Here is a 17,265-nt window from a genome sequence, read left to right on the forward strand (position 1 = left end):
AATACGCCTAACCGGCGAGGAGCTCATCGTACAGGCTACGCAGGCGGGTGCGAAGGTAGAGAACGGCTTTATGCTTACGCGAGAGCAGCGCCTGCTCGCTGACGCCGGACTCTTCGGCCAGCTCCCGGTAGCTATAGCCCTGCAGTTCGGTTTTCTCAAATGCCTCACGCTGGGCGGGCGGCAGCTCCGAAAGCGCCTGGTTTAGCTCCTCCCAGAGCAGCGCTTTCAGATACTCATCCTCCGGCGTTTGCGGCACGCCAAACAGCGTCTCGGCCAGCTCGTCCTCAGGAAAATCGCCCTCCTCCTCCTCGCTGAAGCCGCCCGCCAGCGGCAGCTCGCGTTTTTTCCTCGCCCTGTCGGTCATTTCGTTACGCGCCGCCCGAAACAGCCAGGCGGCGATATTCTCCACCGGCTGCTCGACGCGAATGAGCTGATACGTCACTTCCTGCAGGATATCGTCCGCCTCATCGCGCAGCGGGGTCCGTCCGCGGATAAAAGCCTTCAGCCGCGACCGGCAGGCGTTGAGGGCGGAAACAAGCCGTGACTCCGCCACGGTGCCGTTTTTCATTGTGTTCACTCGGGATCCGCGTTTTTAGCTGGACTCTCCTGCTGCGGCCCATGCTCGCCTCGGCGGTCACGCCAGCCGCAGGGGCCGTGATGCCCGCGGCGGCCGAAGCGCTGAGCAAACTCCTCGCGCTGCTCGGGGCTCATGTTCATCCAGCGTTCATGCATCCGCCGCCGGGCGTGCCCCATGCCAAACATGCCCGGCCGAAAACCGAGGCCGCCGAACAGGATCCGCGACAGCGCCAGAATCCCTAACGCCTGCCAGAAACCGATGCTCTTCACGCCAAGAATTGCCGGCAGCAGCGCATTCCACAGCGACATCACCACCAGCCCAAGCACGGCGATTAACGCCACGCCGATAATAAGCGGTTTTGCCATTCTGTGACGACCAAAGCGCTGATGGTGATGCTGACCGTGCATATCGAAATCTCTCATCTTCTGTTTACCTCATAATGCTCGTGAATATTAGCCTGTGCAGAGGTAGACGAATGAGCGGACAAAATATTGCTGAGAAAATTTAAAAATCGACACACTTTATTTGTATGACAAATTTTAATGTGTGATCTTCATCACCTTCTATCGCGCGCGGCGGCGGTAAGGTTCCCCGATGATTCATTGAAAAAAGAGGAACTTATGAACGCAGTAAAATCACTAAAAGCGGACTGGGCGATTATTACGTTGATGATTGTTGTCGCGGTCGTGATGTATGGCTATCTGATCCCTAAATACTGGTAATCGAAGTACGCCCCATCGCTCAGGGCGGCCTGCCGGCACTATCGCTTATCGTTCAGCGTCTTAATCAGAAACGGCACCGAGTCGCGTAAAGACGGGTTAACCGTACCGCTATGATCCAGGCCGGCATAAATATGAACCTCCGCCCGGGTTCCCGCGCTTTTTACCGCATCGGCAAAGCGTTTTTGCATTGCCGTCGGCACGTTGATATCCGCGCCGCCAATACCGATAAACACCGGGTGATCGATTTTCAGGGTCGGATAAAGCATGCTGCCCACGCTGGCGTTTAACAGGGAGTCTATTCCCGGCTTAAGTGAGTTAGCGGCATTAAGACCGGCCTTCATGACCTCATCGTTTAACGGCGTAATGCATAAATTGCTCGCCTCTTTCAGCAGCGGCAGCGCGTTATCCTGGAAATAATCAGCCGGATTAAGCTGCGGGTTGCTGTCGGCGGCAGACAGATAAATATAGAAAATATAGGGTATTTTCGGGTCGCCTCCGGTCGGCGCTTTGCCGGCTGCCGGTGGAAGCACATCGGCGGCGGTGGTTCCTTTCTCAAAATAAGGCGTACCGGTCAGCACCGTCGCGCGAACGTTCAGCTCCGGCGCATATTCCGGCTGATATCCCGCGCTGGCGAACGCGGCGTGCGCACCCTGCGACTGCCCTACCAGAATAAGCTCATTCTTAAGCGGAAACTGCTTCAGGGCGGCGCGAACGCCATCAAGAACGCTCCACGCTTCGCCGCGGGCGTTAAGATAATGGTGCAGGCCAGCAGAGCCCAGCCCGGCATAATCCGGCGCGACCACCGCGTAGCCCAGCGACAGCCAGGTATTCAGATACTGCTTATCGCGATCGCTGCGCGGGTTTAACGACGGCGCGCAGTGGTTCGCCACGCCCACGGTACCGTGAGCCCAGACCACCACAGGCCACCCCCCTTCCGGCGTCGCGCCAAAGGGAATAAATACCGCGGCGGTATCTTCGCGGGCGGTTTTACCGTCAACGCCGCTGCGGGAGGGATAATGCAGGAGGTACTGCTTTGCCGCTTCGCTTAAGCCATTCGCGGCGTTGAGCGGAGAGACGGCATCGGTGCTGTCGCCAGCGGCGCTAGCCGGTACCGCGCTCATTGAAAGCAGCAGCAGCACAGAGGTGGCGGCGAGGAATTTTCTCGAGAGTGAATAGGTCATGGCATCCTGTTCCATTATTAGTGATGCACTTAGTGTAGTCCCCGCCGCCTGAATATCAGCTCAATGAAGCAGACGCTTCGCCATTTTTTTATAAACCCTGAGTGGCTTCGCTTTTTGCCCGCGCAAATAATGATAGATTTTTATCAATAACCTCAAAGGAAGAGACCGATGTCAGCGAAAAAAGTGACCATGACCGACATAGCCAGAGACGCCGGAGTGGGTATTGCGACGGTAGACAGAGTGCTCAATAAACGGGCCGCCGTCAAAGAGAGCACCGAACGTAAAGTACTCGAGTCCGCGCGGCGATTAGGCTTCGCGCTTGAGCAATCCCACTATCGGCTGGCTGCCGGCCAGTCGGCGATAGCCCTCAGAATGGGGTTTATCCTGCTGCAGCCGTCACACTCGTTTTATCAACAGCTGGCGCAGGCGCTTGAACAGGCGGCACTCGCGTGGCATAGCCCGACGCAGGCCCCCGTTTTTCTGCATTATGATATTAACGCCATCGACGATATGGCCGCCGCGATCGGCCGCCTGAGCGCTGAAGTGGATGTTATCGGCATTGTGGCGCTGGATAATCCGCTTATCCGCCATGCCCTCATTCAGGCGATTGATAAAGGGGTGCACGTCTTCACCCTGCTCTCCGATATGAGCATTCCCCAGCGTACCGGCTATATCGGGCTGGATAACCAGAAAGCGGGCCGCACCGCCGGCTGGGCGGTGGACAGGCTCTGTCACGGCGACGGCGAAATTGGGATTATCGTCGGCGATAATCGGTTTATTTGTCAGGAAAGCTGCGAGATAAGTTTCCGCTCCTACCTGCGCGAACAGGGCAAAGGCGATCGTGTGCTTGAACCGGTGCGCAGCCACGAACGTGCCGATGTCGCGTGCCAGGTGACGGAAGAGATGCTGCAACAGTACCCGGATCTGAAGGCCATTTACGCGCCCTGCGGCGGCGTGGAAGGTATTGTCGACGCCCTGCGCGCGCGTCAACGCCAGCACCAGGTCACCCTGATTTGCCATGGCCCGGTAGACAACGGCGAGCTGGCGTTAATCGACGGCACCGTCGATCTTATGCTTGCGCACCGGCTTAGCGAGTTCGCTGCGGCGACAATTAACGCCTTTATCCAGGCAGTCAGCCAGCCGCGGGCGACGTTTATCAACGCTCTGCAGCCGTTTGACCTCCTCACCAAAGAAAACCTCTGATTGACGCAGGCGCGGATAAAGCCGCCGCGCTCCGCTTCAGCGCTATATTTGATAAAAATCTATCATTTACGCTATCAAAATAAATCTTGAATCCCATCAAAGAATTTAAGTTTCATCATTGTTGAATATGAAATTTTCATTCAATACTGGTCATGTTTTCTCCTCATCTGAAAAGGAAGCCATCATGACCATACATATTGCCAACGCGCCGTGCAGCTGGGGCGTCGATGATCCCAAAAACCCTTACCTGCCGCCGTGGCCCAAGGTGCTGGAAGAAGCGGCGACGGCCGGTTATAAAAGCATTGAACTGGGCCCGTGGAGCTATCTGCCGACCCGGGCCGATGAACTTAGCGCCGCGCTGAATAAACAGGGGCTGTCGCTGGTTGCCGGAACGATCTTCGACGATCTGGTCAGCGAAGAGAACTTCGCGAATATTGTCGAACTGACGCATAACCTCTGCCGCAATCTGTCGCAGGTACCGGCCGCGGAAAAGACGCCGGGTAACCCCTTCCAGCCGCCTTATCTGGTCATTATTGATTTCGGCAATCCGCAGCGGGCGAAATATGCCGGACGCGGCGAGCTGGCCCCCCGTCTGTCACCCGCCGACTGGCAGCGGATGATCGACCACATTATCACTATCAGCAAACTGGCGTGGCAGGAGTACGGCGTGCGTCCGGTTATCCATCCTCACGCCGGCGGCTGCATCGAGTTTGCCGATGAAATCGACCTGCTGGCGACGCAGATTCCCCATGAGGTGGCCGGTTTGTGTCTCGACACTGGCCACCTCTACTATTCGTCGGGCATGGACCCCATCAGCTGGCTGGATCGCCATTTTGACCGCCTTGATTACCTGCATTTTAAAGATGTTGACCCGCAGGTGTTCGCTAGCGTGATTTCCCGCGGCATCGACTTCTTCTCGGCCTGTGCGGAGGGGGTGATGTGCCCGCTTGGCAGCGGCGCCATTGACTATCCGGCGGTGCGCGCCTTTCTCGACAAGCGCGGCTATCAGGGCTGGATCACCATTGAGCAAGAGCGCGATCCGCGCAACGTCGAGGGCAGCCTGCAGGCGGTCACGGAAAGCCTGCGCTACCTGCGATCCGTTGGGTTTTAATCGGGAGAAAACAGATGATTAACGGTATTAAACCTGTAGGCCGCTCCTTACACTGGGGCATGGTGGGCGGCGGCGGAAGCAGCCAGATTGGCTATATTCACCGCTCCGCGGCGCTGCGCGACGGATCGTTTACCCTGCTGGCCGGGGCTTTTGATATTGATGCAGAGCGCGGGCGCGAGTTTGGCCAGCAGCTGGGCGTGGACGTCGGGCGCTGTTACCCCGACTACGAAACCTTGTTTCGCGAAGAAGCGGCGCGGGAAGACGGCATTGAAGCGGTTTCTATCGCCACGCCGAATAACACCCACTACGCCATTTGTCGCGCGGCGCTTGAGGCCGGACTGCATGTGGTCTGCGAAAAACCGCTCTGTTTTACCGGCGAAGAGGCCGATACGCTGGTGGCCCTGAGCGAAAAACAGCGCAAAATCATCGGCGTCACCTACGGATACGCCGGGCATCAGTTGATTCTGCAGGCTCGGCAGATGATTGAACAGGGGCTGCTGGGCGAGATCCGCATCATCAATATGCAGTTCGCCCACGGTTTCCATAACCAGCCGGTAGAGCAGGATAACCCCAGCACCCGCTGGCGGGTGGACCCGAAATTTGTTGGTCCCAGCTACGTGCTAGGCGATCTGGCCACCCACCCGCTGTTCCTGGCGGAGACCATGGCGCCGAAGCTTAATATCACTCGCCTGATGTGCTCCCGCCAGAGTTTTGTCAAAAGCCGCGCACCGCTGGAGGATAACGCGCATGTGCTGATGGAGTACGACAACGGCGCCGTAGGGTCGATGTGGTGCTCGGCGGTCAACAGCGGCTCAATGCACGGACAGAAAGTCCGCATCGTCGGGGAGAAAGCTAGCCTGGAGTGGTGGGATGAACAGCCGAACCAGCTGCGCTACGAAATTCAGGGCGAGCCGGTGCGCATCCTCGAACGCGGTATGCCCTATCTTGACCCGCTGGCCCTGCAGGACGACCGGATTGGCGGCGGCCATCCCGAAGGGCTGTTTGAGGCCTGGTCGAATCTGTATCGCCGCTTTGCCATTGCCATGGATGCAACCGACCGTCGCGATTCGGCCTTGCTGGAAAACTTCTGGTATCCGGATGCCAAAGCCGGGGCGCTCGGCGTGCATTGGGTAGAGAGCTGCGTACGTTCAGCAGACAACGGGGCCAGTTGGGTAGCGTTTCACTGATCCTCTGATAATACGCGCCCGGTAAGGCGTCAGCCGCCACCGGGCGCAAACGATGCGCAATAGCCATTTCTTGAGATATTTAAAAGTGACAACGTCACCTATCCCCGGCAAATTCACAGCATTGTAATCAAAAAGGGAATGTCGTATAACAGGGGCCAAACCGAGGGGTGTCCCGTGAGGGCTGAGATGGCGTAAGCCGAACCCTTTGAACCTGATCTGGGTCATGCCAGCGAAGGGACGGGTCGGCATTTCCGCCAGTTTTGCGCCATTGCCTGTTCACACTTCATTCAGCACGCCCGGATCTCCCTTGTTTCAGGAGGTCCTGTGATTCTTCCCGCGTTTACCCAGGGTATTTATGGCCGCCTGCGTCAGCAGGCCGGCGCCGACTGGCAGCACTACGTCGCCCACCCCTTCCTGCGCCAGCTCGCCGATGGCACCCTGCCCGAATCCGCCTTCCGCCGCTATCTGACGCAGGATTACCTGTTTCTGATCCATTTCGCCCGCAGCTACGCGCTGCTGGTCAGCAAGCTGCGTACCCTGGCGGAAATGCGCGTCGCCGCCGCGTCGATGAACGCCATTATTGACGAGCTGCCGCTGCACGTCGGCTACTGCAGGGAATGGGGACTGGATGAAGCGACGATGGCCGCCGATGCGGAAGCCGTGGAAACCGTTAACTATACCCGCTACGTGCTGGACATCGGCCACTCCGGCGACGCCCTGGATCTGCTGGCGGCGTTGATGCCCTGCGTTGCCGGCTACGCGGAAATCGGCCTCGGCCTGCTGCACGATCCGGCGACCCGGCTGACCGCCAATCCTTATGCCTCCTGGATCCGCAACTACGGCGATGAGGGTTACCTGAACGGCGTCAATAACGCCATCGGTCTGCTGGAAACCCTCTGGCAGCAGCGCGGCGGCGAGGCGCGTTTCGCCGAACTCAGCGCTATTTTCACCACCGCAACGCGTCTGGAGGCTAACTTCTGGCAGATGGGCCTCAACGCCGTCGCGGAGCGCCCGGCGTGACGGCGCCCGGTATCCAGGTGCGCGGTCTGAGCCTGCGCTTTGGCGCGCGGCGGATATTCGACAATCTGACGTTCGCTATCCCCGGCGGCCAGTGGGTTTCGCTGCTGGGTGCCAGCGGCGCTGGAAAGACCAGCCTGTTGCGCATTATCGCCGGGCTGGCAAAAGCTACCGCCGGTGACGTTCGCGCCAGCGACGGGCAGCCAATAGATAAACGGCTGGCGTGGATGGGACAAAAAGATCTGCTTTATCCATGGTTAAGCGTGCGCGACAACGTCTCGCTTGGCGCGCGTCTGCGCGGAGAGCGCGTAGACCATCGGCGGGTTGCCGCGCTGTTACAGCAGGTTGGTCTTGAACACTGCGCCGGCGACCGCCCGGCCGCCCTCTCAGGCGGCATGCGCCAGCGTGCGGCGCTGGCGCGCACGCTCTATGAAGACCGCCCCATTGTGCTGATGGACGAACCTTTTTCCGCGCTCGATACCCTGACCCGGACGCGCATTCAGACCCTGGCCGCGGAACTCCTGGTGAACCGCACCGTCGTGCTGATTACCCACGACCCGATGGAAGCCTGCCGCCTGAGCCATCGTCTGCTGGTCCTTTCCCCCGCTCCCGGCGGGATTGACGACGCGCATCGCCTGTCCGGCATGCCGCCGCGCGCGCCGGACGATCCGGAGCTGTTGGCCAGCCAGGCGGAGCTGCTGCAACAGCTGATAAGGGCTAACGGATGAGCGCAAAACTGTTTCGCGCCGCCGTGGTGTTCTGCGGCCTGCTGCTGCTCTGGTGGCTGGCGAGCCGCAGCGGCATTCCCGCCTTTCTGCTGCCTTCACCCTCGGCGGTGGCAAGCGCTCTGTGGGTCAACCGCTCGTACCTCGGCGAACACACGCTGATCACGTTGAGCGAGATCCTCAGCGGCCTCGTGCTTGGCGCCCTACTCGGCGTGACGCTGGCGCTGTGCATGATTGTCTCGCCGCGCCTTCAGCGCTGGCTGATGCCGCTGGTGCTGACCAGCCAGGCGATCCCGGTCTTTGCCCTCGCCCCGCTGCTGGTGCTGTGGTTCGGTTTTGGCATGGGCGCCAAGGTGATGATGGCGGTGCTGGTGATTTTCTTTCCCGTCTCCTCGGCGTTTTTTGACGGCCTGCGCCGGGTTAACCGCGACTATCTCGATCTGGCGCGCACCATGGGGGCCTCTTTTGGCGCACAGCTGCGCCACGTTCGCATGATGGCCGCCCTTCCGGCCCTTGGTTCCGGCCTGCGGATGGCCGCCGCCGTTGCCCCCATCGGGGCGATTATCGGCGAATGGGTCGGTTCAGCCGAAGGCCTGGGCTACGTGATGCTTAACGCCAACGCCCGCCTGCAAACCGATATCTGCTTCGCGGCCCTGTTTATTTTGGTGGTGCTGACCGTCCTGCTCTGGCTGGCGGTGGATGCTTTTTTACACCGGCTGATCGACTGGACGCCGGAATAACGATTTTAAACAGAAGGAATAACCATGCGTAAACATCTTTATAGCGGAATGGCCCTTGGCGTGCTGTTCAGCGGTCAGGCGCTGGCCAACGAGAAACTCACCCTGGTGCTGGACTGGTATATCAACCCCGATCATGCGCCGATCGTGGTGGCCGAACAGATCGGCGCCTTTAAAGAGGCGGGCCTGGACGTCAAAATCGTGCCGCCGTCCGACCCGGCGCTGCCGCCGCGCTTAGTCGCCGCCCGCCAGGCGGACCTGGCGATTACCTACCAGCCGCAGGTCCATTTTTTTGCTGATGAAGGGCTGCCGCTGGTCCGCGTCGGCACCCTGATTAATTCACCGCTGAACACGGTGATCGCGCTGGATAAAAGCATCAAATCCCCCGCCGATCTGCAAGGCAAAAAAGTGGGTTACTCGGTGAGCGGTATCGAACAGGCGACGCTGGCCACCATGGCGCAGCACGCGCACATCGACCCCAAAAGCATCAAGCTCATCAACGTGAACTTCCAGCTGACCAGCGCCCTGCTGGCCGGCCAGGTCGATGCGGTCATCGGCGGCTATCGTAATATCGAAGCGCTGGAGCTGAAGCTACAGGGGAAAGATCCGCAGGTGATGAACGTCGAGGATTACGGCGTACCGGCCTACGACGAGCTGGTGATTGTCGCGAATCGTGATGAAGCAAACGCGGCGAAGATTAAGGCGTTCCTCAAGGCGCTGCAAAAAGGCGTCGCTTACCTGCGCGCCCATCCTCAGGAGACCTGGCAGGCGTTTGCCGCCGCGCATCCCGAGCTCAATACCGAACTGAACAAGCAGGCATGGCTGAAAACCCTTCCTCTGTTTGCCAGCGATCCGGCGGCGCTGGATAAACCTCGCTATGAAGCTTATGAACAGTTTTTATATAACAATAAGTTGGTGAAAAAAGTCACACCTTTAACGAATTATGCGGTTGAGCTGCATTGAGTCATGCCATTGCTGGCGGAAACTTTTCGCCAGCAATATCCGCGTAACGTTAATAAAAATCGAGAAACTTCCTCACTAATAATTACAATTTTAAAGGTCTTTCACCCCTTAAAATATTCATTTTAAATCAATCAATTAGGTTGATTTTCGCCAGTGTAAAAATAACGTAAATATACCTTAATCAATAAAACGTTGAATGCGTATCTAAAAAGCCATATATTGTGCCCGCTTTAATGCATGGCGATTCAATTTCTTACACCAATTTATTCAACCAGCGCTCAACCGTAACGCTGGTTGTGGGAGTGATATGATGACGGATAAAGTCCGTATTGATACTTTAGGCGCAGATTTATTAGATGCAAACAACGATACCTTTTTGGCCCGTCAGGCTGAATTCGAATCGAATGTCAGGAGCTACCCGCGCAAGCTGCCCCTTGCGATTACCAAAGCGGAAGGCGTCTGGCTGACCGATGCGGATAACAAACAGTATCTGGACTGCCTTGCCGGCGCCGGTACTCTGGCACTCGGCCACAACCATCCTGACGTGCTGCAGAGCATCCAAAGTGTCATTACCAGCGGCTTGCCGTTACATACTCTCGATCTGACGACACCGTTAAAAGATCGCTTCTCTGAATACCTGCTTTCCCTGCTGCCGGGCGAAGGCAAAGAATACTGCCTGCAGTTCACCGGTCCGTCCGGCGCTGATGCCGTTGAAGCGGCGCTGAAGCTGGCGAAAAAATACACCGGTCGCTCTTCCGTGATCAGCTTCTCCGGCGGTTACCACGGCATGACCCACGGCGCGCTGTCCGTCACCGGCAACCTGTCGCCAAAAGCGGCGGTTAACGGCATGATGCCGGAAGTGCAGTTTATGCCTTACCCGCACCAGTACCGCTGCCCGCTGGGTATCGGCGGCGAAGCCGGCGTGAAAGCGCTGACCTACTACTTCGAAAACCTGATCAACGACGTCGAAAGCGGCGTGCGTAAACCGGCGGCGGTGATCCTTGAAGCCGTTCAGGGTGAAGGCGGCGTGAACCCGGCTCCGGTCGAATGGCTGCAGCGCATCCGTAAAGTGACGCAGGAGCACGGCATTCTGCTGATCATCGATGAAGTTCAGGCTGGCTTTGCCCGTACCGGTAAATTCTTCGCCTTTGAACACGCTGGCATTGAGCCGGACATTATCGTGATGTCGAAAGCCGTTGGCGGCGGTCTGCCGCTGGCCGTTCTCGGTATCAAAAAGCAGTTCGACGCCTGGGAACCGGGTCACCACACCGGCACCTTCCGCGGCAACCAGCTGGCGATGGCCACCGGCCTGACCACCCTGCGCCACCTGAAAGATAATAAGATTGCGGATAAAACCGCCGCTCAGGGCGAATGGCTGAAAGGCAAGCTGGCCGAGATGCAGAAACGCTATCCGGTTATCGGCCACGTTCGCGGTCTGGGCCTGATGATCGGCATCGAGATCGTTAAACCGAACGAAGCGCCGGACCACATGGGCTGCTACCCGGCGGATGGCGAACTCTCCGCGCTGCTGCAGAAGAAATGCTTCGAAGCGGGTCTGATCCTCGAGCGCGGCGGCCGCCACGGCTGCGTGCTGCGCCTGCTGCCGTCCCTGCTGATCAGCAACGCTGAGCTGGAAATTTTCTTCGACAAATTTGAACAGGCCCTGCTGGCCGCCGGCGTAAAACCGGTCTGAGTGGAGTAAGTGACCGCAATGTCCAAATTGAATCCGATTCTTGCTGGTTCCGCGCAAAGTATTGATGCCTACCAGCAAGCGATCGCCCAGACCAGCCAGGCGGTAGCGCAGTGGTTGCAGCAGCCTGAAATGTATCAGGGGAAAAGCGTTGATGAACTGCGTGAGCGCATCACCCTTGATTTCAACGAACAGGGTCTGGGCAACCAGGCGGCGATTGAACGTGCGATCGAGTACTTCCTGAAAGACAGCCTGTCGGTACATCACCCGCAGTGCGTGGCGCATCTGCACTGCCCGAGCCTGGTGATTAGCCAGGCGGCGGAAGTGCTGATTAACGCCACCAACCAGAGTATGGACTCCTGGGACCAAAGCCCGTCAGCGACCATCATCGAGATCAAGCTGATTGAATGGCTGCGCGCCCAGGTCGGCTACGGCGCTGGCGATGCCGGCGTCTTCACCAGCGGCGGCACCCAGAGCAACATGATGGGCCTGATGCTGGCGCGCGATGCCTTCTTCGCCCGCCGGGGGCACTCCATCCAGCAGGATGGTCTGCCGGGCGATATTCGTCAGTACAAAGTGCTGTGTTCAGAAAACGCCCACTTCTCGGTGCAGAAGAATATGGCGCTGATGGGCCTCGGCTACCGCTCCGTGACGCTAGTGAAAACCGACGAATTCGCGCGGATGGACGTGGCGGATCTGAAAGCGAAAATCGCCGAGGCGCAGGCTAACGGCGAGCAGATTATGGCGATCGTCGCCACCGCCGGCACCACCGACGCGGGGGCGATTGACCCGCTGCGCGAGATTGCGGCCGTCGCGGCAGAGCACCAGATCTGGCTGCACGTCGACGCGGCCTGGGGCGGCGCGCTGCTGATGTCCGAAAAGTATCGCGACCGTCTGGACGGCATTGAGCTAGTGGACTCCATCACCCTGGATTTCCACAAGCAGTTCTTCCAGACCATCAGCTGCGGCGCGTTTCTGTTAAAAGAAGCCCGCCACTATGAGCTGATGCGCTATCAGGCGGCCTATCTGAACTCCGAGTTCGATGAAGAGCACGGCGTACCGAATCTGGTGTCCAAATCGCTGCAGACCACCCGCCGCTTCGACGCGCTGAAGCTATGGATGGGTCTGGAAGCGCTGGGCCAGAAGCAGTACGCGGAAATCATCGATCACGGCGTGACGATGGCGCTGAACGTGGCGGATTACGTCGCAACGCAGCCGACGCTGGAGCTGGTCATGCAGCCGCAGCTGGCGAGCGTGTTGTTCCGTTCGCGTCCGCAGCAGATGGCGGGCAGCGACGATGCCGCGATCGCCCTGCTCAACCAGCGGGTTGGCGATGCGCTGCTGGCTTCCGGCCGCGCTAACGTCGGCGTGACCGAGCACAACGGCGTCACCTGCCTGAAGCTGACGCTGCTGAACCCGATCGTGACGTTAGAGGACGTGAAGGTGCTGCTGAGCCTGGTCGAGCGTACCGCCCAGGAGCTGCTGGCGCAGTAAGTTCGTTCTCGCACTAACCTTGAAAGCCGATAACTCACCTTATCGGCTTTTTTTATTGGGTTTCGTCCTGAATTTGTGACGTTGTCACTGTATTTCCCGGAGGTGGTGCTGCGCACCTGTCGGGCTACAGGTTCACAGCCATCATCAGGCCGATAGCCCGGACAGGCGCCCCTGGCGCCGCCTCCGGGATGTACTTGTATTCGAAATGCGCGCCATAAGCGTGTATCGACTCTCCTTTCCGATACACGGTAATACAAACAGCCGATCACCCCAGATAACGCGCCGCCGGTTCAGATTGCGCAAAGCCGGGCAGCATGGCCTGACGCGTCGCGTTAAGCGCCTGCCACTGCGTTTCATCATGCAGCGGCGGAATAGTCACCGATTCGCGGCGGTCGAACCCCACCAGGGCGGCATCGACCAGTTTATCCACCTCCATGACGCCGGGAATGGTATCCACATCTTTGCCGCTGTGCTGCCAAATCTCGGTGCGCGTCGCCGCCGGCAGTACCGCCTGGACGTATACGCCTTTCGCGCTCAGCTCAACATCGAGCCCCTGCGAGAGAAACAGCACAAAGGCTTTCGTGGCGCCGTAGACGGTCAACCCCATTTCCGGACCCAGCCCAACGACCGACGCGATGTTGACAATCGCCCCCTCTCCGGCTTCGGCCAGACGCGGCGCGATGGCGTTCGCCAGGCGAGCCACTGAGGTCACGTTGAGGGTAATCAGGCGAGTGATATCGTCGCTGCTCTGGTGGAGGAAATCACCGGGAATCGAGGTACCGGCATTATTGACCAGAATCCCAATACGCGCGTCTTCCCGCAGGCGCTGCTCCACGGCGATGATGTCGCTATCCTGGGTTAAATCGGCCTGCAGGATGTCGACCTGAACACCGGTTTCACCGCGCAGTCGCTCGGCCAGCGCCGTCAGACGCTCGCGGTTACGCGCGACCAGCACCAGGTCGTGGCCGCGGCGGGCAAAACGTTCGGCATAGACTGCGCCAATTCCGGTCGATGCGCCGGTTACCAGTACCGCTGATTTGCTGCTCATAGATGTACTCCTGAATTTATACATGATGATCGTCATGTATAATGGCACGGGTTGGGTATACTGTAAATAATGTTATATGATGGTCATCATAAATAATTTCGCAGCAGGACGACGCCATGAGAGTGAGCAGAAAACAGGTTGAAGAGAATAAGCAGACAATCCTGACCGCCGCCGGACGCTTGTTTCGCGAGCGGGGTTTTGACGCGGTCACGGTCACCGATATTATGAAATCAGCCGGTCTGACCCACGGCGGATTTTATGGCTACTTTAAATCGAAGGATGACCTGATCGCCCAAACCCTCGCGGAACTGAAGATCGAAAGCGAGACGACGGAAAACGACTTCGCGTCGCGCGTTGAACGCTATCTCTCCCCCGAACACCGGGATAATTTTGCCAACGGCTGCCCGCTGGCGGCGCTGGCGGCGGAGACCATCCGCCAGTCCGAACCCGCGCGCGATGAAATGACCGCCCGGCTGCGGCAGCACATAGACCAGCTCAGTGAAGCGATGGATGATCAAGACGCTGAAGCCCGCCGTCGCGCGGCGATTGGCAGCTGGTCGGCCATGGTCGGCGCGTTAATTCTGGCGCGGATGACCGCGGATTCGGCGTTTTCCGACGAAATCCTGGCTGAAACGGCGGCCTGGCTCGCGGAAAAACAGCGCTAACGTTAAGCCAGGTTCAGATCCGGCTGCAGGTAGCCTGCGACAAAGCGGGTCAAAATCGCCGAGGCCACCGGGCTCTCCGCAACGTCACGACTCAGCCTGTCCGGGTCAACCCCCTCGTTGCGCAGCGCCGACTGACGGAACGCGATCAGCGAGCGGGCAATCGCCGGGGTGATCTCCGGATGAAACTGCGTAGATACGGCATGCGCGCCGTAGCGCACAATCTGGTGCGGATCGTGCTGCGACGAGGCCAGCACCGTCGCCCCCGGCGGTAATCGGGTGACCGTTTGCATATGCGTGAGGTGCGCGCTGAACGGCGCCGGGTGGTCAGCCAGCAGACGATCAGCCAGGCCGTGTGCGGACAGTGAAATGGTTTTACTTCCCGCTTCGCGTCCGGCTGGATGGTAGTCCACCTCGCCGCCCAGCGCGTGCGCCATTAGCTGATGCCCGTAGCAGACGCCAAACAGCGGCATCTCTATCGCCATCGCCTCGCGGATCCATGCGGCGGTCATTTCGCTCCACGGCAGGCGCTCCGTGACCATATCCCAGGAGCCGGTAATCACCGCCACGGTATTATTGTCCGGCGCGGGAAGCGGCTCGCCGGCATACACCCGCGCCACGCTGATTTTATTGCGCCACGGCGCCAGCAGATTGCCAAACCAGAGGGGAAGATCGCCGTGGTCGGAGACGATTTCATCCGGCGGAGTCCCGGTCTGGACAAGAAGAAGGGTATTTCGGCTTAACGACATCAGAGCGCCTTTTTCACAGCAACACAGAACGCTACTATGCGCAAAAGCGCCGGCGGCGGCAAATAACCAATCCGCCAACGCTTATGCTCTCCGCGAATAACCGCTACTGCGCGTCGGCGCTCTCCACCTGCGGCACCGTCGAGGCCGCGCCCTGTACCGCCGGCGCGTTGGCCGGGTCGAAGATATGGTCGAGGATGGCGCGCGCCGTCGGTCCCGCTACCACGCCATCGCCGCCGCCGTTCTCCAGAATCAGCGCCATCGCCACCTTCGGATGCTGATACGGCGCAAACAGGGTGTAGAAGATATGGTCGCGCAGGCGCACCGGGATCATTTTCGCGTTATAGGTCTGGTTCTCCTTCAGGCTGAACACCTGGGACGTCCCGGACTTGGCGGCGATCTGGTACGGCGCGGTATGGAACAGCTTATAGCCGGTGCCGTTTGGCAGGTTCGCCATGCCGTACATGCCGTTGCGCACCACGCCCCAGTAAGGCGAGCGCGGATCGCCAACCTGCGGCAGATCCTGCGGCGGCTGATAGCGCTCAACCTTATTCCCCTGTTTCATGGAGTAAAGCAGATGCGGGTTTTGCACTTTGCCGTTGTTAATCAGGGTCGTCAGCGCCTTGACCATCTGGATCGGCGTGGCAATCCAGTAGCCCTGGCCGATACCGACGGAAATGGTATCGCCCTGATACCACGGTTTTTTATGCACCCGCTGTTTCCACTCCCGGCTCGGCAGCACCCCGGCATACTCTTCGTTAAGATCGATGCCGGTTGACTGACCGTAACCGAACTTGCTGAGCCACTCGTGAATACGGTCGATACCCATCTCAAACGCTACCTGATAGAAGAAGGTGTCCGCCGATTCTTCTATCGCTTTGGTGACGTTAAGCATGCCGTGGCCGCTCTTCAGCCAGTCGCGGTAGCGGCGCTGGGTTCCCGGCAGCGTCCAGGTCGGCGCGCCGAAGAAGGAGGTGGTTGGCGTGATAACGCCCGCTGATAGCGCCGACAGCGCCATGTAGGGTTTCACCGTCGACGCGGGCGGATAGAGACCCTGGGTGACCCGGTTAATCAGCGGCCGGTCCGGGTTATCGAGCAGCGAACGGTAGGCCTGATAGCCGATGCCCCTGACAAAGGGATTGGGATCGTAGCTGGGGCTCGACACCATGGCCAGCACGCCGCCATCGCGCGGATCGACGGCCACCACCGCCGCGCGCTGCCCCTTCAGTACCGACTCGATATACTGCTGCAGGTGCAGATCCAGCGTCAGGTAGATGTTCTTCCCGGCCACCGGCGGCACCTCTTTCAGCAGGCGCACCACCCGCCCGTGGTTATCCACCTCGACCTCCTGATATCCGGTGGTACCGTGCAGCGCTTTCTCGTAGTAGCCTTCGATACCCTGCTTGCCGATATTATGGTCGGCGGCGTAGTTCTCCTCTTCCCCCGCTTTGGCCAGCTTTTGCAGATCGCTGTCGTTGATTTTCGATACGTAGCCAACCACGTGCGCCAGTTCGGCCCCGTAGGGGTATGCGCGCTGCTGGTAGCTCTCCACCGTGACGCCGGGGAAATGAAACTCATTGACCGCAAAACGCGCCACTTCAACATCGCTCAGGTCCGCTTTTAAGGTCACCTCTTTGTAGCGGCTGTTGTGGTGCATATCGTCGCGAAAATCGGCGATATCCTGCGGGGTTAAATCGACGATTGGCGTCAGCTGCTGCAGCAGCGCCGTCATATCGGCGATTTTGCTCGGGATCACCTGCAAACGGTAGAGGGTAATATTTTGTACCAGCGGGATACCGTTGCGGTCGAAAATCAGCCCCCGGCTCGGCGCGATGGGCAGCATTTTAATGTCGTTCTGGTTTGAACGCGTCTGATAAAAATCGTGCTGATCGACCTGCAAACGGTAAAGATTAAGGATCAGGATGGCAAAGCAGACCACCACCAGTAGAAACGCAATGACGGCTCGGCGGATAAATAGCATCTCTTCCGCTGAATGGTCGCGAATTTCATCTCTCATTAGGGACATTAGCGGTCATATACCTGGGTTACAAAGGGCCTGAAAAAGGAAAAGCGGGGAAGAATAGCGTTATCGCAGCGGGAGCCCTATCGAAAGGTTGCTAATGATTTGGCAGAAATGTTTCAGCATGTTAGAAACGTGACGTCGTCACAAAAATCACCTCCCTCGGGGCTTCGACGGAGGTG

At 58.8% G+C, this 17,265-nt stretch carries 17 protein-coding genes and 1 riboswitch; of the genes, 11 read left to right on the forward strand and 6 right to left on the reverse strand.

The window, feature by feature from the left end; genetic code table 11:
• Positions 1-7: 7 nt before the first annotated feature.
• Both ACE3MN_RS13350 and ACE3MN_RS13355 read right to left on the reverse strand, forming a co-directional pair.
• Complete coding sequence (locus tag ACE3MN_RS13350) at positions 8-568, reverse strand: RNA polymerase sigma factor (protein ID WP_004137158.1); 561 nt, start codon at positions 566-568, stop codon at positions 8-10.
• 5 nt (positions 569-573) lie between these two features.
• Positions 574-999, reverse strand: coding sequence for a hypothetical protein (locus tag ACE3MN_RS13355; protein ID WP_004120488.1), 426 nt, complete (start codon positions 997-999; stop codon positions 574-576).
• Positions 1,000-1,197: 198 nt separating this feature from the next.
• Here ACE3MN_RS13355 and ykgR point away from each other — a divergent pair, with 198 nt between their 5' ends.
• Positions 1,198-1,299 carry a small membrane protein YkgR gene (ykgR, locus tag ACE3MN_RS13360; protein ID WP_004137159.1) on the forward strand — a complete coding sequence of 34 codons (102 nt, stop codon included), beginning with the start codon at positions 1,198-1,200 and terminating at the stop codon, positions 1,297-1,299.
• 38 nt (positions 1,300-1,337) lie between these two features.
• On the opposite strand, the gene ACE3MN_RS13365 is transcribed toward ykgR, so the two are convergent.
• Positions 1,338-2,480, reverse strand: a complete 1,143-nt coding sequence (locus ACE3MN_RS13365; protein ID WP_102649874.1) for an alpha/beta hydrolase — start codon at positions 2,478-2,480, stop codon at positions 1,338-1,340.
• Between the two features lie 168 nt (positions 2,481-2,648).
• Here ACE3MN_RS13365 and ACE3MN_RS13370 point away from each other — a divergent pair, with 168 nt between their 5' ends.
• From ACE3MN_RS13370 to ACE3MN_RS13410, 9 genes are all read left to right on the forward strand, one after another.
• Complete coding sequence (locus tag ACE3MN_RS13370) at positions 2,649-3,683, forward strand: LacI family DNA-binding transcriptional regulator (RefSeq protein ID WP_102649814.1); 1,035 nt, start codon at positions 2,649-2,651, stop codon at positions 3,681-3,683.
• A 184-nt stretch (positions 3,684-3,867) separates the two neighbouring features.
• Complete coding sequence (locus ACE3MN_RS13375) at positions 3,868-4,794, forward strand: sugar phosphate isomerase/epimerase (RefSeq protein WP_102649815.1); 927 nt, start codon at positions 3,868-3,870, stop codon at positions 4,792-4,794.
• 14 nt (positions 4,795-4,808) lie between these two features.
• Entirely contained in the window at positions 4,809-5,981 is a 1,173-nt protein-coding gene (locus tag ACE3MN_RS13380; RefSeq protein WP_102649816.1) for a Gfo/Idh/MocA family protein, read from the forward strand.
• A 153-nt stretch (positions 5,982-6,134) separates the two neighbouring features.
• Positions 6,135-6,236: riboswitch (TPP riboswitch) on the forward strand.
• A gap of 69 nt (positions 6,237-6,305) precedes the next feature.
• Entirely contained in the window at positions 6,306-7,001 is a 696-nt protein-coding gene (locus ACE3MN_RS13385) for a TenA family protein (RefSeq protein WP_102649817.1), read from the forward strand.
• Positions 6,998-7,726, forward strand: coding sequence for an ABC transporter ATP-binding protein (locus tag ACE3MN_RS13390; protein WP_375364384.1), 729 nt, complete (start codon positions 6,998-7,000; stop codon positions 7,724-7,726). Before ACE3MN_RS13385 ends, ACE3MN_RS13390 begins: the two co-directional genes overlap by 4 nt.
• Positions 7,723-8,463: an ABC transporter permease gene (locus ACE3MN_RS13395; RefSeq protein ID WP_049130674.1), complete on the forward strand. Its 741-nt coding sequence runs from the start codon at positions 7,723-7,725 to the stop codon at positions 8,461-8,463. Before ACE3MN_RS13390 ends, ACE3MN_RS13395 begins: the two co-directional genes overlap by 4 nt.
• Positions 8,464-8,487: 24 nt before the next feature.
• A complete protein-coding gene (locus tag ACE3MN_RS13400) occupies positions 8,488-9,423 on the forward strand; it encodes an ABC transporter substrate-binding protein (protein WP_102649818.1) in 936 nt (311 codons plus the stop codon).
• A gap of 307 nt (positions 9,424-9,730) precedes the next feature.
• Entirely contained in the window at positions 9,731-11,116 is a 1,386-nt protein-coding gene (locus ACE3MN_RS13405) for a diaminobutyrate--2-oxoglutarate transaminase (protein WP_024358191.1), read from the forward strand.
• Between the two features lie 9 nt (positions 11,117-11,125).
• Positions 11,126-12,607 (forward strand): aspartate aminotransferase family protein, encoded by a 1,482-nt coding sequence (locus tag ACE3MN_RS13410; RefSeq protein WP_162626001.1) that lies wholly within the window; start codon positions 11,126-11,128, stop codon positions 12,605-12,607.
• 265 nt (positions 12,608-12,872) lie between these two features.
• Here the strand turns inward: ACE3MN_RS13410 and ACE3MN_RS13415 are convergent, their stop codons facing one another.
• A complete protein-coding gene (locus tag ACE3MN_RS13415) occupies positions 12,873-13,655 on the reverse strand; it encodes an SDR family NAD(P)-dependent oxidoreductase (protein ID WP_024358192.1) in 783 nt (260 codons plus the stop codon).
• Positions 13,656-13,771: 116 nt separating this feature from the next.
• Between ACE3MN_RS13415 and ACE3MN_RS13420 the strand changes: the two genes are divergently transcribed.
• Positions 13,772-14,320 (forward strand): TetR/AcrR family transcriptional regulator, encoded by a 549-nt coding sequence (locus tag ACE3MN_RS13420; protein ID WP_004137999.1) that lies wholly within the window; start codon positions 13,772-13,774, stop codon positions 14,318-14,320.
• A 2-nt stretch (positions 14,321-14,322) separates the two neighbouring features.
• Here the strand turns inward: ACE3MN_RS13420 and ACE3MN_RS13425 are convergent, their stop codons facing one another.
• Positions 14,323-15,066: a glutamine amidotransferase gene (locus ACE3MN_RS13425; RefSeq protein WP_098362682.1), complete on the reverse strand. Its 744-nt coding sequence runs from the start codon at positions 15,064-15,066 to the stop codon at positions 14,323-14,325.
• A gap of 103 nt (positions 15,067-15,169) precedes the next feature.
• Positions 15,170-17,089 carry a penicillin-binding protein 2 gene (gene mrdA / locus ACE3MN_RS13430; RefSeq protein ID WP_049090384.1) on the reverse strand — a complete coding sequence of 640 codons (1,920 nt, stop codon included), beginning with the start codon at positions 17,087-17,089 and terminating at the stop codon, positions 15,170-15,172.
• Positions 17,090-17,265 lie beyond the last annotated feature (176 nt).

It is taken from the genome of Klebsiella grimontii (genome assembly GCF_042137965.1).
GTDB classification, from domain to species: Bacteria; Pseudomonadota; Gammaproteobacteria; order Enterobacterales; family Enterobacteriaceae; genus Klebsiella; species Klebsiella grimontii.